16 protein-coding genes and 1 tRNA gene are annotated in these 20,556 nt (G+C 61.2%); 11 read left to right on the top strand and 6 right to left on the bottom strand.

Going from position 1 to position 20,556, the window contains the following annotated elements:
- Positions 1-2: 2 nt before the first annotated feature.
- Together DAUD_RS04340 and DAUD_RS04335 are read right to left on the bottom strand one after the other, a co-directional pair.
- A complete protein-coding gene (locus DAUD_RS04340; protein WP_012301960.1) occupies positions 3-1,190 on the bottom strand; it encodes a cation:proton antiporter in 1,188 nt (395 codons plus the stop codon).
- Positions 1,191-1,193: 3 nt separating this feature from the next.
- On the bottom strand, positions 1,194-1,685 hold the full coding sequence (locus tag DAUD_RS04335; RefSeq protein WP_012301959.1) for a cation:proton antiporter regulatory subunit: 492 nt from the start codon (positions 1,683-1,685) through the stop codon (positions 1,194-1,196).
- 381 nt (positions 1,686-2,066) lie between these two features.
- Here DAUD_RS04335 and DAUD_RS04330 point away from each other — a divergent pair, with 381 nt between their 5' ends.
- The 3 genes from DAUD_RS04330 (at position 2,067) to DAUD_RS04320 (ending at position 3,877) form a co-directional block, all read left to right on the top strand.
- Entirely contained in the window at positions 2,067-2,846 is a 780-nt protein-coding gene (locus DAUD_RS04330) for a sulfide-dependent adenosine diphosphate thiazole synthase (protein WP_012301958.1), read from the top strand.
- Positions 2,847-3,022: 176 nt separating this feature from the next.
- Positions 3,023-3,637, top strand: a complete 615-nt coding sequence (locus tag DAUD_RS11530; protein ID WP_012301957.1) for a DUF1405 domain-containing protein — start codon at positions 3,023-3,025, stop codon at positions 3,635-3,637.
- Positions 3,638-3,790: 153 nt separating this feature from the next.
- Positions 3,791-3,877 (top strand) — tRNA-Leu (locus DAUD_RS04320).
- Positions 3,878-4,052: 175 nt separating this feature from the next.
- Here DAUD_RS04320 and DAUD_RS04315 read toward each other — a convergent pair.
- Positions 4,053-5,117, bottom strand: a complete 1,065-nt coding sequence (locus DAUD_RS04315; RefSeq protein ID WP_012301956.1) for a YkvI family membrane protein — start codon at positions 5,115-5,117, stop codon at positions 4,053-4,055.
- A gap of 242 nt (positions 5,118-5,359) precedes the next feature.
- Here DAUD_RS04315 and DAUD_RS04310 point away from each other — a divergent pair, with 242 nt between their 5' ends.
- Positions 5,360-7,027, top strand: a complete 1,668-nt coding sequence (locus DAUD_RS04310; RefSeq protein WP_012301955.1) for an ABC1 kinase family protein — start codon at positions 5,360-5,362, stop codon at positions 7,025-7,027.
- A 97-nt stretch (positions 7,028-7,124) separates the two neighbouring features.
- On the opposite strand, the gene DAUD_RS04305 is transcribed toward DAUD_RS04310, so the two are convergent.
- Entirely contained in the window at positions 7,125-8,759 is a 1,635-nt protein-coding gene (locus DAUD_RS04305; protein WP_166485116.1) for a methyl-accepting chemotaxis protein, read from the bottom strand.
- A gap of 236 nt (positions 8,760-8,995) precedes the next feature.
- Between DAUD_RS04305 and DAUD_RS12425 the strand changes: the two genes are divergently transcribed.
- Positions 8,996-9,160, top strand: coding sequence for a hypothetical protein (locus DAUD_RS12425; protein ID WP_166485115.1), 165 nt, complete (start codon positions 8,996-8,998; stop codon positions 9,158-9,160).
- Positions 9,161-9,251: 91 nt separating this feature from the next.
- Here DAUD_RS12425 and DAUD_RS04300 read toward each other — a convergent pair whose 3' ends face one another.
- Positions 9,252-10,190, bottom strand: a complete 939-nt coding sequence (locus tag DAUD_RS04300) for a S66 peptidase family protein (protein WP_012301953.1) — start codon at positions 10,188-10,190, stop codon at positions 9,252-9,254.
- Between the two features lie 122 nt (positions 10,191-10,312).
- Here DAUD_RS04300 and DAUD_RS04295 point away from each other — a divergent pair, with 122 nt between their 5' ends.
- Entirely contained in the window at positions 10,313-10,627 is a 315-nt protein-coding gene (locus DAUD_RS04295) for a hypothetical protein (protein WP_012301952.1), read from the top strand.
- Here DAUD_RS04295 and DAUD_RS04290 read toward each other — a convergent pair.
- A complete protein-coding gene (locus tag DAUD_RS04290) occupies positions 10,624-11,352 on the bottom strand; it encodes a DUF5677 domain-containing protein (protein WP_012301951.1) in 729 nt (242 codons plus the stop codon). The genes DAUD_RS04295 and DAUD_RS04290 overlap by 4 nt on opposite strands.
- Positions 11,353-11,679: 327 nt before the next feature.
- Here DAUD_RS04290 and treS point away from each other — a divergent pair, with 327 nt between their 5' ends.
- From treS to DAUD_RS04265, 5 genes are all read left to right on the top strand, one after another.
- The gene (treS, locus tag DAUD_RS04285) at positions 11,680-15,006 is read left to right on the top strand and encodes a maltose alpha-D-glucosyltransferase (RefSeq protein ID WP_012301950.1); all 3,327 of its coding nucleotides are present in this window, start codon (positions 11,680-11,682) and stop codon (positions 15,004-15,006) included.
- Positions 15,007-15,038: 32 nt separating this feature from the next.
- Complete coding sequence (locus DAUD_RS12635; protein WP_200858727.1) at positions 15,039-15,194, top strand: alpha amylase C-terminal domain-containing protein; 156 nt, start codon at positions 15,039-15,041, stop codon at positions 15,192-15,194.
- 16 nt (positions 15,195-15,210) lie between these two features.
- Entirely contained in the window at positions 15,211-17,652 is a 2,442-nt protein-coding gene (locus DAUD_RS04275) for a DUF3536 domain-containing protein (protein WP_012301949.1), read from the top strand.
- A gap of 83 nt (positions 17,653-17,735) precedes the next feature.
- The gene (locus tag DAUD_RS04270; protein WP_012301948.1) at positions 17,736-18,425 is read left to right on the top strand and encodes a DUF554 domain-containing protein; all 690 of its coding nucleotides are present in this window, start codon (positions 17,736-17,738) and stop codon (positions 18,423-18,425) included.
- Between the two features lie 140 nt (positions 18,426-18,565).
- A complete protein-coding gene (locus DAUD_RS04265; RefSeq protein ID WP_012301947.1) occupies positions 18,566-20,518 on the top strand; it encodes a copper amine oxidase N-terminal domain-containing protein in 1,953 nt (650 codons plus the stop codon).
- Positions 20,519-20,556: the final 38 nt, after the last annotated feature.

Raw genomic sequence — 20,556 nt, 5'->3', positions numbered from 1 at the left:
CCCTAAGAGGCCTTCTCCGCTTTGATCTCTGGCCCCGGCTTGCAGAAAAACCGGTCGTTGACCCACCGGGCCCACTTCGGGGCCTTGTTGAACATGTATATCCCGGCGAAGGCGGTAATCAGGATGTAGATGCCGCAGAAGGCTCGCAACTGCGGCGGCGCCAGGGTAGCGATAATGGCGGAGAACTCTCCCCTCTGCCCCAGGGACAGGCCGGCGCGCACCGACGCCCGCGGGCTCAGGCCGTAAATCTTCCCGCCGTAGAAGCCCACCAGCACCTTGGCGATCAGGGACCAGACGGCCAGCACGGCTAAAAGGCCCGCCATGGGAATGCCCTCAGCGAGGGAGATGGTGGTGCCGAACCAGAAGAAGAAGAACGGCAGCGTGATGTTACGCACCGGCATGACCAGGTGTTCCAGTTCCTTGGACCGCCCCGTTTCCGACAGCATCACCCCGGCGAGGAAGGCGCCCAGCACTTCGGACAGGCCGAGCCACATCGCCAGTCCCGCGTAGGCGAAGGCGATACCGATAGTAAATAGGGGCATGAAGTCCGCTTCCAGGTACCGCTCCACGAACACGCTGAGTTTGCGGAAACCATAGAGGGCGATCAGAATCGCCCCCCCGGTGATGGCCAGAATTTTGACCAGTAAAAACCCCAGGCTCGGAAAAGAAATCTCCGCCCCCGTGTACACACCGGCCAGAAAGGACACCAGGACCGGCGCCACCAGGTCTTCAAAGATCAGCAGCGCCAGGATGAACTCGGCCTCGGGGCTGGCCAGGCGCTTCTTTTCCTCCAGCATTTTGAGGGTGATGGAAGAACTGCTGGCGTAGACCACCGCCCCGATCAGGATGGCGGTGACCAGGTTCAGGCCGAAAAGGAGGGCGATCAACAGGCCGACACCCAGATTCAGAACAACGTCCAGTAGCCCCGCCGGCCATATTCTGATGGAGATGTCCCTCATCCGCTGCAGAGGGAACTCCAGGCCGAGGATAAAGAACAGCAGCACGATGCCGATTTCGGCGATGTAGTGCAGTGCTTCACCGCTCTTGCCCAGCCATCCGGCAAGCGCGATACCCAGGAGAATGAACCCCAGGACCGAGGGCAACTTCAACTTCCGGGAAGCGAAACCAAGGATGAAAAAGAGGAACAGCGTTATGCCCCCGACCAGCAAAAAGGGCCAACTTTCGGGCATAAGCTATCCCACCTGACCTTTGCACAGAGACTCTAGAGCCTTGATCTGTTCCCTCTTGCCGACCGCCATAATGATGTCTCCGGGAAGCAACATCTCCTGGATGTCGGGGCTGCCGATCATCTGGTCCTGGCGCTGGATGGCGATGATGGTCGCTCCCGTGAGGGTCCTGACCCGGGCTTCCTTGATATTCTTGTTTGCAACCGCGCAGCCGGGCTTCACCTTGATCCATTCCACCAGCAAGGTCTTCATCAGCAGTTCCATACGGTCTTCGCTGACCGGCTGGTAGTCGGCGCCCAGCAAAATCGCGCCCACTTTGCGGGCTTCTTCATCGTTCAAATCCAGGGTCATTACCGGCTCATCATCGTCGGGATCGTTCATGAAGTAAATCTCCCGACGCCCCGTGAGGTGGATGATGATCACAAATACCTGGCCCTCGGCCGAACGGATGGTGTACTTCTTCCCAATACCCGGCAAGTCGACACTCTGAATTTTCAACGGTCACTCCCCCGTCCAAGAATCTCTCATTCGCAAAAGCCGTGCTTGACTCGGACTGATGCTTGTACCGGCCCATCCCTCGCCGACAGCGTACCATAATTCCACGGGTATTGCACGGATTGAACTCATCCCGGATACTGAAAACCAAAACCTCATCGCCCCCTTCGGCATGGTTCTCGCCGACCAATCTTCTCGTTTATGATTTCACCACCGTTTGCCTGCTCTTCTCTTTGGCAGCGGTTCAAAAAAACCCGGTCACGTCCCCGGGCAACATAAGAGTATCCGGCAGGATTTGCAGGGATGACAGCGTATTCGAGGTATAGAGAGAATAAAACTATAAATCTTGGAATGTAACTAATATTTAATGGGGGGTTTATCTTAATGAAGCTTGATGAAACAATTATCTCCCGGGCCATCATCGAAAGTTATGTGACCAGACTGCTCTCCTGCCTGGAAGTGGATGTGGAAATCGTCGGCGGGGGGCCGTCAGGGTTGACGGCCGCCTACTACCTGGCCCGGGCCGGGCTCAAAACCACGGTCTACGAGCGCAAGCTGAGCGTCGGCGGCGGGATGTGGGGTGGCGCCGCGATGATGAACGAGATCGTTTTCCAGGAAACCGCTCGCCCTGTTTTTGAAGAGTTCGGGGTCACGATCAAGAAGTACCGGGACAACTACTACACGGCCTCGTCGGTGGAATGTGTCGCCGCGCTCACCCTGGGCGCTTGCCGGGCCGGAGCAAATATCATGAACCTTTTGACTGTCGAGGACGTGGTACTGCACAACAACCGGGTGTCGGGCCTGGTGCTGAACTGGAGCGCAGTCGAGATCAGCGGGCTGCACGTGGATCCCATCGCCACCCGGTCAAAGTTCGTAGTGGACGCCACCGGACACGATGTTTCCGTGGTCGGCGTCCTCGCCCGGAAGGCGGGGGTACAGCTCGACACCCCATCGGGGAAGGTGCAGGGTGAAAAGCCGATGTGGGCCGACCTTGGCGAGGCACAGATCATGGAGAACACCAGCGAAATATTTCCCGGCCTGTACGTGGTTGGAATGGCCGCCAACGCCGTCCATGGCGGGTACCGGATGGGCGCTGTTTTCGGGGGTATGGTCCTCTCCGGAAGACGCGTGGCGGAAATGATCATCGACCGGTTGAAGGTATAGCGCAGGCGTCCGGTGATAACCAGACCAGTAACCTGACCGTCTCCGCCGCGTCACTGGTGAACCAAATATTCCCGAATAACGTCTTTTCCGGTGGCTTGCCGGTCAAAGTACTCCCCGGAGCAACAAAAAGCGGCCCGCCTGGGAAAACACCGTCAGCGGGAAGTGAGGTCTCCAACGTGTTCTTACAGTCAAAGGAGTTGGCCGGCGCCATCCTTTCCAGAACCTGGATGGTTCTGGTCCTAATTCTCGTCAACCTGGCCGGCGCCGCATACGGTTACTACTGGTACGCCGGGCATCTGGCGGCTGCCCCGTGGCGCTTGTGGCCGTTCATTCCGGACGGCCCGCTGGTGGTTTCGCTGTTTGTCCTGGTGCTCATCCTGCGGTTGAGCGGCCGTCCCACTTCCTGGCTGGAGGCGATCACCTTTCTGGGCCTGATCAAGTACGGGGCTTGGACCGTGCTGGTCACCGGCTACCACCTGTTCACTGGAGGGGCCGCCACCCTGGAAAACTACTTGCTGATAATCTTCCACCTAGGTATGGTCGTCCAGGGTGCAGTCTTCCTCCCCATCCTCAGGCCCGCCCGTCGGCTCTGGCTGATCGTGATCGGCTGGTTCGTGCTAAACGACTTTCTGGACTACGGGGTCGGGACGCACCCCCACCTGCCGAACCCCGCGCAGGTCACCGAAGCCATAGTCTTCGCCGCCGCCGGCACCGTTTTCGCCGGGCTTTACGTCCTTCGGCTCCGCCGGGTCACCCGCTCGCATTTCAATTTCCGGTACCCGATCAGGTAGGCCGGGGCGTGGGGATACCGGGCAACCGCCTTCGAGGCAGTGACCTGCAACAACGCCACGGGCCCCTTGCGCCGTTAACACGGACGCTCCAGGACGCATTGACAATGGCCATCGTCCTGTGCTATCATAGGGTTTGTCAAAAGTGACATCCGTGCGGCAGTGGCGGAATGGCAGACGCGCTAGATTCAGGATCTAGTGGGCAGTACGCTCGTGGAGGTTCAAATCCTCTCTGCCGCACCAAACCGGATTAAGACAAGGCCTCCCGGGATCGGGAGGCCTTGGTGTTTTGGTTGCTTGGATCACTTCAGTTGATGGCTGTTTCGTGGACGGGAGTCGCCTAAAACCCCACCCCTGTGGGACGGGGTTTCGGGTTTTTGCTGGCGTTGTTTGCGGCCTTATGGACCGGGCCAGAATATTAGGGGACCAACTCCCGGTAGCGTTCCCTGATGAAGGTATAGGTAAGACCAGCCAGGAGGATAATGCCGACGATACCCACGGCGGAATAGAGGTAGCGCACCAGGGATTGAAAGCCCAGTTGGGCCGCGAACAGGGCCGCCGAGCCGGCGATTAGGGCCGTGAGGCGAAAGCGGGTGCTCTCCACCGGTGCCAGACGGGCGGCAAATCCGTACAGCGCACCCACGGCCGTGGTGTAGATGGCGGCCAGGAGCGCGAAGGAGTAGATGAAGCCAAGGAAGGGGGAGATGATCGCCGCGATGAAGGCCATGGGGATGGGAAGAGCCCCGGCCTGAGGCACCGCTACTATGGCTAGGTTGATGGCCAGCAGCCCGATGCCGAGCCCGATCCCACCCGCCAGTGCGCCCTGAGTGAGAGCGCGTCCTCTTTTGGCGAGGGCCCCCAGGGGGGTCAGGACGGCCACAGCAATGACGATATTGTAGGAAACGTAGGTCAGGGCGGAAAGCGCCCAGAAGGGAACCACGGCGTTCCAGGGCTGGCTCACGATGAGCAGTCCGGCAAAGCTGACGGGATTGGCGGCGAGGGTCACCGCCACCACTCCCAGGACGACGATGAGCAGGAGCGGAACAACGAAGCTCAACGCCGACACCAGGGCCCTAAGACCCAGGATAACGGTGACGGTGCTGACCCCCACCATCGTCACGCTTCCCCAGACGGCGGGGAAACCGAATTGCTGTGAGACCACCGCGGCGGCGCCGGCCGCCATGGCCGAAAAGGACCCAAAAAGGAAGAAGGTGGTCACGGCGTCCGTGAGGACGCTCAGGTGCTTCCCGCCGCTATAACGAAGCACCTCAAGGTGCGATGTGGCGTTAAGCCTTCTGCCTAGGTCAAGGATCACGGCGCCGAAGAATACGAAAAGAATGCTGGCCAGGATGATGGCCGGGATGCCGTTCAGGCCGAAAAAAGTGAAGAACTGGAGCACTTCCTGGCCGGAGGCAAAACCCGCCCCGATCGTGACCCCTATGTAGGCACTCGCGATCTGAAAGGCCCCCACGCTCTTTTCCATAACCTCAGTATTGGGTCCCCGTGTAGAGGATATTCGGAGTGGAGCACCGAAGTAATTTCCAAATCAGACAACGGGAGGCAAAGCGACCGCTTCTGGATCCCTATAGGAAAGCCTATCCCTGTCTGGAAAACGCCGAAATCGACTCGTTGCCGCTTTATTTGACGGTGAAAAGCTGTTAGGCTATTCTTAGAGATTGGTCGTGCGCTGTCACTTTTTTGAAGGCAAGGGGATTAGGCCTTGTAATGCTGAACGATAGGGAGTCAATCAACCTGACCCGCCAACCGCTGGTTGGACTGACCAGGTTCAACCGCATCGTCTTCATTCTCATCAAGTACGGGTTCCGTGATTTCGTGGACCGGTATAATCTCCCCGATCTCGGGTTGACCAAACGGATCACGGGCGTTGACCGGGGTCTCACCATTTACGAGCGGATCCGCCTCGTACTGGAGGAACTGGGGACCACTTTCATCAAGTTCGGCCAGGTGGCGAGTATGCGCCCCGACCTGGTACCGGGTGAACTGATCGTGGAATTGGAGAAACTCCAGGACTCCGTTCCCCCCGAGCCCCCGGGCGACGTGAGAAAGCGGATCGTCGCCGACCTAGGGCCCCTGGATGTCGTTTTCTCGGAATTTGACGAGAAGCCGTTCGCCGCGGCCTCGCTCTCCCAGGTTCACCGCGCCGTCCTGCGTGAAACCGGGGAAACGGTCGCCGTCAAGGTGCGCCGCCCAAAGGCCTACAGCACCGTGCAAGCCGACTTGAGAATCCTGTCTTACCTGGCCAATATGCTGCACAATCGCTACCCGGACATGCGGCCCTACAATCTGCCGTCCCTGGTCGAGGAACTGCGCCGCACCATCAACAACGAGTTGAATTTTTTGAAAGAAGCGGCCAACATCAGGATCTTCCGCTCCACCATGGGAAAAGACGCTTTGGTCACGGCCCCCAAAGTCTATGACGCCTACACCACCCGCAAGGTGCTGACCACGGAGTTGATCGAAGGCGTCAAGGTTGGCGACTTCACCGGTGACCTGGTGCAGCGCCGGAGGCTGGCGGAAGCCGGGTTCAACACCCAGGTGCGCCAGATACTGCAAGACGGCTTCTTCCACGCCGACCCGCACGCCGGAAACGTGCTCATAACGCCGTCCGGTCAGCTGTGCCTTCTGGACTGGGGGATGGTGGGCCGCTTGACTTTTTCCATGCGGCAGAACATCGTCGATTTGCTGCAGGCCATCATCCACCGCGACGAGGAACACCTGACCACCATCGCCCTGCACGCGTTCGGCGTCCGCGGGGCCGGGAACATGCCCCTGCTGCAGCGGGACATCAGGGAACTCCTGGACACCTTCTTTGCCACCAACCTGCGCCACCGGAACGCCGGCCGCCTGCTTCTGGATTTCCTGGCCGTTTTCCAGCAGCACCGCATCCCCATCCCGGCCCAGTATGCCTTCATGTCGAAGGCGTTTCTGACTATGGAGGGACTGGGCCAGCAGATCTACCCGAACCTGGACACTGTCGCCCTGCTCAAACCCTATCTTCGCGAGTTGACCATCGAGCGCGGCAGCCCCTCGGAGGCGGCCCGCAAGCTGAAAATTGAATGGTCCAACACCGTGCGGCTCCTGGAGAACTTCCCCCAGCGCCTGGACCGGATTATGGACCACATGGAGAAGGGCGAAATCTTCGTCAAGTTCGAAGGCACGGACAGACTCGAGAAATCCCTGGCCAAATCCGCGAACCGCCTGACCATGGGGGTGGTCCTGGGCGCGCTGATTATGGGTTCCTCGGTAATCATCAGCGCGGGCATCCCACCGCTGATTTACGGCCATTCCTGCCTGGGGCTTTTCGGGTTCGCCATCTCGGCCTTTTTGAGCCTGTGGCTGATCCTGGACATCTGGCGGGAGCGGAAACGCTGATGGTGCGGACAGAAGAAATACGGCCGGCACCCAGCTCAACAGGATGGCGTTCATATTGAATTCCACCCCGATCAACAAGCCCGCTCATTTCCCCGGGTTACATCTTCAGCGCGGAAATGGCTTCCTGCAGCTCACGCGCGGCGGAATCCAGAGTGGACGCCGCTTCGCCGATATCAGTGATCAGGTCGCTCTGTTTCTCCACACCGTCGCTGATCGCCTCCATATGCTGCATCACGTTCATGATGAAAATACTTACCTCCCGGAAATACTCCGACATCACGTGCACCGCCGAAACCACGTCCGGCAGGCTCCCGGCGACGTCCCGCGCCAGGCCGTGGTTCTGAACGATGAACCCGCGCTCCTCCGCCAGCGCAACGGCCACATCCTGGGCCGCGGCGCGCAGATCCTCAACCAGCCCTGATATCTCGGCCGCCGCCGCCAACGTCTGCTGGGAACGCTTCTCGGTTTCGGCGGCTAAGGCCAGGAAGGGCTCCGGCGGGCAAGGGGCGCAGACCCCAGCCCCCCCTTCAGTTGACTCGGCTCCGGTTTCGTCGGGCCTGTACATGTAAGCGGATTCCCTGGCCACTTCCCGCGCCAGGCTCCCGGCCTGGACGGCCAGGTCCGTGCTAAAGCGCACCACCTTCCCGATGTCGTCCAGGCGGGCGATCATCTGCGTCACCGCCAGGTTCGCCCGCTCGGCCACCATGCTGGTGACGTCCATCTGCTTGCGCATTTTCCGGGCTGCCTCTTCCACCTCGACCGCCTGTTTCGACACTTTCCTGATCTTTTCTTCAACCGCCGAGGCACTCCTGACAATACTGGTGATCCGTACGGACAACTCCTCAACGGCTTCATTGGTCGCAGCCGCCGAGGCCGTGGCTTCCCGGGCGCTTGCCCCCAGTTCCGCCGACTGCTTGATCACGCTGTCGGTCGCCCAGCGCACCCTCTCGACGAGACGGCGGAAATGTTCGGTCATCCGGGCGAAGGAACGGGCGAGCCGGCCGACCTCATCGTGGGACAGGACCCCGGTTTCCCCGGCCGTGAGGTCACCCGTGCCCACCAACTCGGCGGCTTCCTCCAGCCGCCGCAGCGGTTCCGAAATGGTCCGGGAGATGTACACCGCCGCCCCCAGTCCCAGAAGCAGGGACACACTCAGCAGCACCGCCGTGAATGCGGTGACCAGGGACACCCAGGCGGCGCTTTCGGCCACTGTGGCGTTCAGAAGCTTCTGCTGGAAGTTGATGAAATCCTGACCCTGGGAGATCACCCGGCGAACGGTGCCTCGCTGCTGCACGGTCAGTTCCTTGATTCGAGCCATTTTCTCCGCTTCCGTCAGCGCGGGATCCTCACGCACCGCCAGTTGTGGGGTGGCGTAATTATCATCGAAGCTCCGGATGGACTGCGACAGGGGCAGAAACACGGCGCGCTCCGCGTCCGTGGTGATCTGGTCTTCCAGTTCCTCCAGGGCCTGCATCGTCCTGGCACTCTGGTTCAGAAACTCTTCCTTCCATTCCGGCAGCCCGGTCAGGAAGTAGGTACGCATCATCAACACCTTGTATTCGAACGCCAGTAAAAGGTTCTGGGTCTCGTGGACCAGGTGCACCCGGTTTTCAATCAGGTTGGTGTAGGTGGCCTTCATCTTGTACATGCTGTGCAGCGCAAAACCGCCGGTAAAAACGCAGGCCAAGAAGACGATGAGATACCCGGTCAGGATCTTTTGTCTGATGTTCACAACCGGCACTTCCTTCATCCGGCAGTCTTGGCATCCGTCCGTGGCAATACAATACAGTGAAGAAGCGCTCTCGATTAACTAATTCCCTTAGATTATACCACTGCCAGGCGATTTGAAAAGGCCGGTTCGCTTTGGCAAGAATAACCTCGCGCCGGGGACTAATACTTGTCCCGGACCGCGGTACCGGAATATAATGTTTTTTAAAGACCCCTTACGGGTTTTTAGGAGTGATACTGATGGAAACCGTGGTTGTGGGTCTGATCTTGGTCGCCGCCATCCACCAATTCTGGACGGGCCATAAAAAGGATAAGGCCGGTCAAATCAAGGCCGGCCGACTCCACATGTTCTTCTCGATCGCCCTCATCTTAGCTGGTATCTGGTATATTTCCCGGATTCAGTAGGTTTTTCCCCTACCCAAAACCCGTTTTTTATCGCTACACTAATCACGGGTTAGATCGGCAAGACAGCGGCGACGGCGGGTCCTGTAGGACTTCAGCACACCGCTGGTTCGTTCAAGTGCAGGGTATGACGGTCGGCGTCCATCGTGGCCGTCACCCCCAGCGGCAGCGTCGCCCGGTGGGCCCCGTGTCCGATCGCCAAACCGTAGAAGCAGGGGACGCCCAGGTCCCCCAACCGGTCCTTAAGAACTTGCACCACGCTGAAGGCCTGCCCGGTTGAGCCGGTTCGGCAGCCCGCACATTCACCGAAGATCACCCCGGCTGCTTCCGCCAGCTTACCGGCCAGGCGGAGTTGACTGAGCATCCGGTCCAGCCGGTACGGGTTCTCCCCCACCTCTTCTAGGAACAGAATCCGGCCCCGGGTTTCGATTTCGAACGGGGTGCCCAAAAGCGCGGTCACCAGGGTCAGGTTGCCGCCGACCAACTCCCCCCTGGCCTGGCCCGGAGTGATGGTCACCGGGCGCGGCCCGTCCGGGGGGTTGGTGATTTGCCTCAGCCCCGCGCCGGCAGTCAGAACCTGCAAGAAATGGTTCCGCGTAAAGGCGGACAATTGTGTCCCGAAGTCGGTCGACACCATCGGCCCGTGAAAGGTGACCAGTCCGCACCGCTTGCGGATGGCCAGGTGCAACCCGGTAATGTCGCTGAATCCCACCAGGATTTTGGGGTTCTCCCGGATCAAGCCGTAGTCGATATCAGCCAGCAGCCGCATGGTGCCGTAGCCACCACGGAGGCAAATGATCGCCCGCACCTCGGGCCGGGAGAACATTTCCGTGAGATCGCCAAGCCGCTGGGCGTCCGAACCGGCCAAGTAACCGGAGCCGGCGAGGGCGTGCCGGCCCACCGTAGTCCGGAAGCCCAGTTTGTGCAGCGTTTCAAGCCCCCGGTTCAACACACCGTGCTCATGCAACGGTCCGGCCGGGGCGACGATGCCGATCAGGTCGTGCGGCTTTAGTCCCGGAGCCAGTATTTTCACCCCACACACCACCCGCCTGCCTGTTTTCCGACTACATGTTTACGCGCCGGACCGCCGTGGCGGAACCTCACGCCCGTGTCCCGGCGGGTGCGGACTTTACCGGCGTAGAGGAGTAATTTGTTTTGGGGTGGAATTTTAGGAGTGTCGGGACGCCGCCCTTTGGGCGCGCGACCGGCGAATCGGGCATTTTTCAGAAATGGGTGGTAATGCTGGCGCCGGTACTGCTGGGATTGGCATTTCTCGTCATTGGGTTGCTTCAGCTGCGCTTCCCGGCCCGGATCGTGGAATCCAGGCGGGGGCACCGGGGGCGTGATCGGGTGTTCAGCCGGCCGGAACGGTTTGGTTGTCTGAACCTGACGGTCAGCTTTTTGTTGCTGGGCACCGGGCTGGCCCTGATCTGGTGGGGCCTGACGGGGGAGGCGAAAGCCCCCGTTTAGTGCGATAAGTCGGCCAGTCCCCGGCGCGTGTGTTCCAGGGCCTCGCCGAACGGCAACTTGAAGTGGCGGTTGACTTCATTCAGGATCAGGCGGAAACACTCGACGGCCAGGATCACCGACTGGGTGGCGTAGTCAAGGCTGGTCCCGCTTTGCACCCCGATGGTCCGGTTGTCTCTGGTCACCAGGAAGTGGTACACCCCGGCGACGTTGCCGTGGGCGAGGTCGCTGGTGATTTTGTAGAGGGTTTCGTGCAGCCCGTCCAGATACAGCATCCGCGCCAGCCGGCTGATGGAATGACCGCTCCAGCTGTCGCCCCGTGGATAGTTCTGCCTGACCCGTTCGTATTCCTGAATCAGGTTGTGCAGGGTATCGGAACCTTCGAGTTTGAGTGACTCCGGGTAGTGCTCCTGCAGGTACTGAAGGTACTTGAAGTTTCTGAAGTGCGCGTACTCCAGGAAGAGCTTGGCCAGCCGGTCCGGATTGGTGCTGATATACAGGAGGTTCACGGTGTCCTCGTAAAGCGTCCGCACCAGAATCAGTGCCTGTTCCCCATACCCGTGATCGGCCAGCAGTCTGACGGCGCGGAAGGTGCGGCGCGCCCGGCTGAAAAACAACTGCAGCACCCGGTCGTATTCCGAAGCCTCCTCAATCGGGATTTGGCCCATATTCTCCGCGGCCTGGTTTAACTCGTCGTACAGTTCCGTCATCTGGTTTGTGATTTCCATTCTTTAATGCCTCCCGCTTTGTTCTTGCCCACCGGGACCACGCTGAATCAAACAATTGTGACTTTCAGGGGCGGGCAGGAATCGTGCCCGGCATCACGAATCAGGAATAGAGTCCAGACAGATGTGTCTGGTTAATTTTCTGTCACCGATTATTCTGCTTGGGGGAGCGAGTGTTTAGACCATTGGCGGTGGACAAATTGTTGGTTGCCGAAGGCAGGCGCCGGGTGGTCATCGAGAGCGTACGGCCCCAGATTGACGGCGGCCGTTTTCCAATCTCGAAAATAACTAATTCTAAAGGTTTGACCCCGGAGAAAGGAGGCCCGGCCGGTGCTCGACCAAAATCCGCTCTGGTATAAGGACGCCATCCTGTACGAGCTTCACGTGCGGGCCTTTTTTGACCGCAACGGCGACGGCATCGGTGACTTCCGCGGTCTGGCCGAAAAGCTTGATTACCTCCAGGATCTGGGGGTGACCGCGATCTGGCTGCTGCCTTTCTACCCTTCCCCCCTGAAGGACGACGGCTACGATATCGCCGACTACACGGCCGTCCATCCGTCCTACGGGACGCTTGCGGACTTCAAGTTTTTCGTCCGGGAAGCCCACCGCCGGGGGTTGCGCGTGGTCACCGAACTGGTGTGCAACCACACCTCGGACCAGCACCCCTGGTTCCAGCGCGCCCGGCGGGCGAAGGCGGGCAGCGTGTGGCGGAATTTCTACGTCTGGAGCGACACCCCGGAGAAGTACCGGGAAGCGCGAATCATCTTCAAGGATTTCGAGACTTCAAACTGGACTTGGGATCCGGCGGCCGGCGCCTATTACTGGCACCGGTTCTACGCGCACCAGCCGGACCTGAACTATGACAACCCCATGGTCCGGAAAGCCATTTTCAAGGTGCTCGACTTTTGGCTGCGGATCGGGGTGGACGGGCTGCGCCTGGATGCGGTGCCCTACCTGTACGAGCGGGACGGCACAAACTGCGAGAACCTGCCGGAAACCCACGCCTTTTTGAAAGAGTTGCGCCGCCACGTTGACGAACGCTTCCAGAACCGCATGCTCCTGGCCGAAGCCAACCAGTGGCCCGAGCACGCCGCTGCCTACCTGGGAGACGAGTGCCATATGGCCTTCCATTTTCCGCTGATGCCGCGCCTATTCATGGCGCTGCGCATGGAGGACCGCTTTCCGGTCGTCGACATTCTGACGCAAACGCCCCCGATCTCGGAAACCTCCCAGTGGGCGCTTTTCCTGCGTAACCACGATGAGCTGACCCTGGAAATGGTCACCGACGAGGAGCGGGACTACATGTACCGCGCGTACGCGCACGACCCCCGGATGAGGATCAACCTCGGCATCCGCCGGCGTCTGGCCCCGTTGCTTGGAAACCACCGCCGGCGCATCGAGCTGATGAACGGCCTTCTCTTTTCCCTGCCGGGAACCCCGGTGATTTACTACGGGGACGAAATCGGCATGGGCGACAACATCTACCTGGGCGACCGCAACGGTGTGCGCACGCCGATGCAGTGGAGCGCCGACCGCAACGCGGGGTTTTCCAAGGCCGACCGCCAGCGGCTGTACCTGCCCGTTATCGTCGATGCCGAGTATCATTACGAAACGGTCAACGTCGAGACACTTCAGAACAACCCTCATTCCCTGTTGTCGTGGATGAAACGGCTGATCTCGCTGCGGAAGCGCTACAAAGCTTTCGGGCGCGGCAGCCTGGAGTTCCTGCATCCCGAAAACCGCAAAGTGCTGGCCTATGTTCGCCGTTACGAGGACGAGTCGATCCTGGTCATCGCCAACCTCTCCCGTTTCGCGCAGTGTGTCGAGCTTGACCTGAACGCTTACCGCGGTATGATCCCAGTCGAAATGTTCGGCCGTACAGAGTTTCCTCCGGTAGGGGACCGGCCGTACTTTTTCACCCTCGGCCCACACGCCTTTTTCTGGTTTTCCCTGGAACCCCAGCGTCTCCTTTGGGAACGGAGCCCGGGCGGCGCCCCCAGGGCGGGCATTCCGACCCTGGTGTTAAAAGGCTCCTGGGAAGCTGCCTTTTGGGGCGGCGACCGGGACGCCCTGGCGGAGGTCCTGCCGTTCTATCTTGCCAACTGCCGCTGGTTCGGGGGCAAGGCCCGGAGGCTGAATTCCACCCGGGTTACGGAGGTCATCCCCGTGCCGTACAACGGTTCGGTGGCTTACATCACCTTGGTTCAGGCCGACTATACCGAAGGGGACCCCGAGACCTATATCCTCCCCCTCGCTCTGGCCACAGGAGAGTGGGGGCGGGTGTGGGAGGGGGGCCGCGAACTGGTCCAGTCGGCCGTGGCCCGGCTGCAAACAAAGGATAAGACAGGCATCCTGTACGACGCCCTGTGGGACCCCGCCTTCTGTGAGGTCTTGCTGGATGCCGTCCCCCGCCGGCGCCGCTTCAAAGGGGAATCCGGCACTATGATCGCCACGCCGACGCGACAATTCGCCCGGCTGCGCGGTCCGGTACAGGCGCCGGTGGAACCGGTGCTCATACAGGCGGAACAAAGCAACAGTACAGTGCTGTTCGGGGACCGGCTGATGTTGAAGCTCTTCCGGCGTGCCGGGGAAGGCATTAACCCCGATCTCGAAATCAGCCGTTTCCTGGCCGAGCAATCCACCTTTACCCAGGTCGCCCCCCTGGCCGGCAGTCTGGAGTATTTTCGGGAAAAGGACCGGCCGGTGACTCTGGCCGTGCTGCAGGGTTTCGTGCCGAACAAGGGGGACGCCTGGCAGTACACGCTGGGCGCGCTGTCTCGTTTCTTTGGAAGGGTCCGGCGGGCGTCCGGTCTGAAAGTGCCGCCGCTCCCGTCCAAAATCCTGTTCGCTCAGACCGGGGAGGACCTCTCCCCGGCGACCAAAATGATCGGTGGTTATATGGACAAGGCCCGGCTGCTCGGCCGGCGCACGGCAGAGCTTCACCTGGCCCTTGCCGCCCGTCCGGATAACCCAGACTTCGCCCCCGAACCGTTCACCACATTTTACCAGCGGTCCCTGTACCAGTCCATGCGCAGCCTGACCAGCCAGGTCTTCCTGACTCTACGCCGCAAGCTGGCGGAGTTGCCGGAAGCGGCGCGCGCGGAAGCCCAGGCCGTTCTAGACCTTGAGGGGGAAGTCTTAAACCGCTTCCAGACCCTGCTCACCCACAAGATCGACACCGTGCGCACCCGCTGTCACGGCGACTACCACCTCGGCCAGTTGCTTTACACCGGCGAGGATTTCGTGATCATCGACTTCGACGGCGAACCGGCCCGTCCGGTACAGGAGTCGCCGGCCAAACGCACGCCCTTGCGCGACGTAGCAGGCATGCTCCGCTCCTTCCACTACGCTGCCTACACCGCGCTGTACAACCAGACGGGCACAGACGGGCCGCCCCGCGGGGAAGACCGGGCCGTCCTGGAGCCGTGGGCCCGTTTCTGGCACCTGAAGGTCTCCGCCGCCTTTCTGGACTCCTATTTCCAGACTGCCGGCCGGGCCTCCTTCCTGCCGGAGACGCCCGAGCAGTTGTCCGTCCTGCTGGACGCCTGCCTGCTGGAAAAGGCCGTGTACGAACTGGGGTACGAATTGAACAACCGCCCGGAATGGGTGCCGATTCCGCTGAAGGGAATCCTGGAGTTGCTCCAGGTCCGGGCGTGACGCTTCTCCGCCGAACCGGCGCCCCGGAGGTTTTGAACAGCGATGCCTTGATCTACGGAGGCAGCGGTCTGGGCAACCCGGACGGGGCTCCCGCCCGGCCGATGCCCCGGCACGGCCGCCCATACTCGGTGGAACTTACCCTGCCGCCCCTGGGCACAATCTTCTTGACCCTTATCGAACAGGGATGAGGGGAATAATAGGCGTATGAGTACAGACAACAAACGGTACATTTGCATCCACGGACACTTCTACCAGCCGCCGCGGGAAAACCCGTGGCTGGAGGCCATCGACATCCAGGAGTCGGCCCAGCCTTATCACGACTGGAACGAACGGATCACGCACGAGTGCTATGCGCCCAACGCCGCGTCCCGCATTCTGGACCAGGACGGCCGGATCAGGGAGATTGTAAACAACTACTCCCGGATCAGCTTCAACTTCGGCCCCACCCTGCTGGCCTGGCTGGAAACCGGGGCGCCCGACGTGTACCGGGCGGTGATCGAGGCCGACCGGGACAGCCGGCAGTTCTTTTCCGGGCACGGTTCGGCCCTCGCCCAGCCTTACAGCCATCCTATCCTACCCCTGGCCGGCCGCCGGGACAAAGAGACTCAGGTGATCTGGGGAATCCGCGATTTCAAGCACCGTTTCGGCCGGAAACCGGCGGGCATGTGGCTGCCCGAAACCGCCGTGGACCTGGAGACTCTTGAGGTGTTGGCGGAGCAGGGAATCAGGTTCACCATCCTGGCCCCGCACCAGGCCCGGCGGGTGCAGGCAATCGGCACCGGACACTGGAAAACGGTCGGACCGGAGGGTATCGATACTTCGATGCCCTACCGGCTGAACCTGAAGGCGGGCCGCTCCATCGGCCTCTTTTTCTACAACGCCGCCATCGCCCGCGAGGTGGCCTTTGAGGGCCTGCTTTCCAACGGCGAGCAATTTGCCGACCGCCTGTACCGCGGTTTCGACTACTCCCGCGACCGTCCCCAACTCGTGCATTTCGCCACCGATGGCGAGACCTACGGCCACCATCACCGGCACGGAGACATGGCCCTGGCCTACGCCCTGCGCCGCATCGCGGCCGGCGGCACGGCGCGGCTCACCAACTACGCCGAATACCTGGCTCTTCACCCGCCGACGCACGAGGTGGAGATCGCCGAGAACACCTCCTGGAGCTGTGCCCACGGCATCGAGCGTTGGCGGGACGACTGCGGCTGCCACAGCGGCGCGAAACCCGCCTGGAACCAGGCCTGGCGCCGGCCGCTGCGGGAGGCGGTGGACTGGCTGGCGGACACGGTGGCCCCTCGCTACGAAGAAAAGGCGCAAGTCCTGCTCCAGGACCCCTGGAGCGCACGGAACGAGTACATCGGGGTGATTCTGGACCGCTCCCCGGAGAACGTCGGGCGGTTCCTGGCGGAACAGGGTGCGCGTCCTCTCGATCAGGCGGAATCGGTGACCGCGCTGAAGCTCCTGGAATTACAGCGGCACGCCCTGTTGATGGGCACAAGCTGCGGCTGGTTTTTCGACGACCTCGCGGAAGTCCAGACGGTGCAGTCACTCCGCTATGCCGGCCGGGTGATCCAACTCGCTCAAGAACTTTTTGATGAAGATCTCGAATCCCCGTTCCTGGATATCATTGGCCGGGCACAGAGCAACGTCGCCGAGTACCGGAACGGGGCCTACCTGTACGAGCAGCACGTTCGGACGGCGATGGTCGACCTGCCCCAGGTGGCGGCGCACTACGCCATCAGTTCGCTGTTCGAAGACTACCCGCCGCGGACACGCATCTATTGCTACACCGTGGAGCGCCTGGACCACAAAGGTCTCGCATCCGGGAGAATCAGGCTGGCGGTGGGGCAGGCCCGGGTAACCTCCAAGATCACCTGGGAGAGCGCCCCGCTCTGTTACGGGGTGCTGCACTTCGGCGACCACAACCTGAGCGCCGGCGTCCGGGCCCACCAGGACGAGGACGCCTACCGGGCGTTGATGCAGGCGGTGATGGCGGCGTTCGAGGGAGGGTCTCTTCCCGAAGTCATCCGCATACTCGACCGGTACTTTGAGGGAATCCCTTACTCGCTGAAGCTGCTCTTCCGGGACGAGCAACGGAAGATCCTCGACCAGATCCTCGCCTCCACCCTGGCCGACCTGGAGGCGAACTACCGCCACATATACGAACACCACGCCTCGCTGATGCGGTTTCTGGGGGCGCTGGGCATCCCGCAGCCCAAAGAACTGCGCACCGCGGCCGAGTTCGTGCTGAACACCGACTTGCGCCGCGCCTTCGCCGACGAAGAATTCAGTCTGAAGCGGATCGCCGTGCTCCTCGACCAGGCCGCGGCCTGCGGCGTCCCGCTCGACTCCGCTGGGCTCGACTACGTGCTGGAACAGACGATGGAGCGGATGGCCGGCCGACTGCAGGCAGAGCCCCACAACCTCGACACGCTTACCGGCCTGAACGCCGCCGTCGGCCTGGCCCGGTCCCTGCCTTTCACGGTGGACCTGTGGAAAGTGCAGAATATCTACTACGAACTCCTGCAGCGCGTCTACAGCGGGTTTGAAGAGCGGGCCGCGGCGGGAGACGACCGGGCCCGGGTCTGGATTGAGCATTTTGCCGCCCTCGGAGATAAACTGCGCATGCGCGGGGGCGCATGATCGGCTATAATTAACTGAACGAGCACACAGGAACACCGAAAAAGGTGCCTGACACCTTTTTCGGGATGGGAGTAACAAATCAGTTGATTGGAACTATTGTCAACGTTGCCGCCATTTGTGCGGGCGCCCTAGTCGGCGTGGCCCTGAAACGTGGCATTCCCGATCGGATCAAGGACACGGTGGTGCAGGGCCTGGGGCTGGCGGTCATCCTCATCGGCCTGAAGATGGCCCTGGAAACCCAAAACCCGCTCATAGTCATCGCCAGTCTGGTGCTCGGGGGCCTTGTCGGAGGAATCCTGAACATTGACGGTTGGATCAACCGGGTGGGCCAACGCCTTGAGCAACTGGTGGGAGGGGGAAACGGCGGCGAAATCGGCCGTGCTTTTGTGGCCTCCACCATCCTGTTCTGCGTGGGCGCAATGGCGGTAATGGGCGCGATCGAAGACGGCCTGACCGGTCGGCCGACCACCCTGTTCGCCAAGGCGATGCTGGACGGGATCGCCTCTGTGATCATGGCCTCAACCCTGGGTATCGGGGTGCTCTTCTCGGCCGTACCGGTCTTCATCTACCAGGGCGGTATCACCCTGGGAGCCGTCTGGGCTGCCGCCTTCATCAGCCCCTCGGTGGTGGCCGAACTCACCGCCTCCGGGGGACTGGTTATTCTGGGAATCGGATTGAACATCCTGGGAGTAACCAACATCCACGTGGCAAACCTCCTCCCGGCCATCTTCGTAGCCCCGGGGATCGTGGTGATCCTCGAAAGGCTGGCCTGACCCACTCCTTGTCAACAATTTCCTACGCGTCATTTCTGCGACACGAGAGGAAATTGCCGGACTCGCGTATAATACAAATGGCATTCCAGGGAAGATAAGTAACCAGCGGACCGTTTTCCCTCACAAGGAGTGCCGATCCAGTGCAACTGCCGTTTTCCAGACTCATCCCCGCCGTCATCCTGGCCACCTCCCTGTTTTTCCAGGTTACCGCAGCAGCCCATGCCTCCCCCGGGCAAAAAGTAATTCTCTTGAACCCCCGCGCCTCCACGGCCTTCGTCAATGCCGTGCCGACGGGCCTGGACGTGCCGCCCGTGATTCATTCTGGCTACACCCTGGTCCCTCTGCGTTTCATCGGTGAAGCGCTGGAAGTAGCCGTGGACTGGGAAGCGGAAACCAAAACCGCGTCTCTCAGCGGGCCCGGCACGGCGATAAGGCTCGCCGCCGGCTCTTCCGAAGCCCTGGTGAACGGAAGGGCAGTCGAGCTCCCGACCCCGGCCCGGATTAAGGACGGGCGCATTCTGGTACCGCTGCGGTTTGTTTCGGTGGCACTGGGCGCCACCGTGCATTTCGACGCCGCCACCAAAGAAATTACCATCACGGCGGACCTGACCAGCAAGACCCCGCCGGTGGCCCGTTTCAGCCTGATCCCGAATCCCGTCCGGCCGGGCGGGGAACTCACCGTCCGGGACGAGAGCTTCCACCCGGAAGGCGTGGAGATCGTCGAGCGGGCCTGGAGCGGCCTGGAACCGTGGTACGAACAGGCTGGCCTCTACGAGGTCACACTCCGGGTAAGGGATGCCAACGGCAACTGGAGCGCCCCGTACACGGTACGGTTGAACGTAAATACGCCTCCCGTGGCGGGTTTCCGCACCGAAAAGGATTTTTATAAAATCGGCGAACCGGTTGTGTACGTAAACGAGAGTTTTGACCCGGACGGCCACGAGCTAATCTATAGGTGGACGAACCGGGAGCCGGCGTTCTTTGAAGCCGGAAGGCACCGGGTAACGCTGGAGGTTGAAGATCCGCTCGGCGGCAAGGACCGGTTCGAGCTGGTGGTACCGGTCAGTGAAGAGGTGCACTACACCCGGACTCAATACCATCTTCTGTACGGAGAGCCAAAGAAGGTGATCCCGTTTGAGGAAAGGGTCCTCGACTTGCCGGTGCTTCAACTCCCTGCGGTGAGCAGGGCCAGAACGTTGCTCAGGTCCAACAGCCCAGAAGACGTGCCCGCCCCGGGTCTCCTTTACCGGGATACGGTCTCCGGCCCGGGCCGCCTGATGGTGCACCACCTGAACAAAACCGGCGGCAGACTAAAAATCGCGGTTCTGGCCCAAAACCCGGGGACGGAGGCCGTCCGCGTCACCATCACCCGCCAGGGTTTAAGCCGTCCATCGACCAGGATTCTGCACCAGGGCCGTGAGCACTTGATGCACTTCTTCGGCGTCCCGTCGCCCGCCACATTCGTGATTCCCCCTGGAAAGACCGTGGACCTGCTCCCGGGCTTGAGCAGCCTAACCCTAAGGCCTGGGTTTTGTGTCACCGGCCTCGCCGACTTTTCTGCCGAGGCCCCGCTGACCTTTTACGTGGTCGCGGTCCCGGCGGATGCGGACCCCGTGGCGGTCTTCCCGCAACTGCCGGTGCTGCCGCCTGATGGTCTGCATGTCCGGGGTACCTTCCCCATGGCCGACCGGCTGATCGTAGTGCCCGAAAGCAGCCCGGTTAACAGCCGTTTGGTGCTGGGCGATGGGGTCCACGACGTTTTGCTCACCGGAATCGATGCACTCACCGGTGAACGAGTGTCTAATCACGGCAATTACGGCGTGGTGTATGAGATTCTCTTCGAGCGGGTCGTACCCGGCACGGTGGTCCTCTTAAACCCCAGGGGAGGTGTTTACTGCGGCGCGCTCCGGATGAACGGATTGGTTTGGGAAACACCGGTCGAAGGATTCCTGAAACCGCAGCGCCAGGCGGTAATCATCCAGCGCCCGGTGCTTCCGGGAGCGCTCCGCCTGGAATATACGGCGCCGTCCGGGAGCTACCTTCCGGTCAATTTCCTCCTGGTTCAACTGCCGGAAAACAAAGAGCAACCATAGGAAGGCCTGAAAGGCACCCCTTGAAAGGGGTGCCTTTC

The organism is Candidatus Desulforudis audaxviator MP104C, assembly GCF_000018425.1.
Classification (GTDB): Bacteria; Bacillota; Desulfotomaculia; order Desulfotomaculales; family Desulforudaceae; genus Desulforudis; species Desulforudis audaxviator.
Note: the sequence above shows the minus strand (reverse complement) of the source record. Positions and strands in the feature narration are given on the sequence as shown.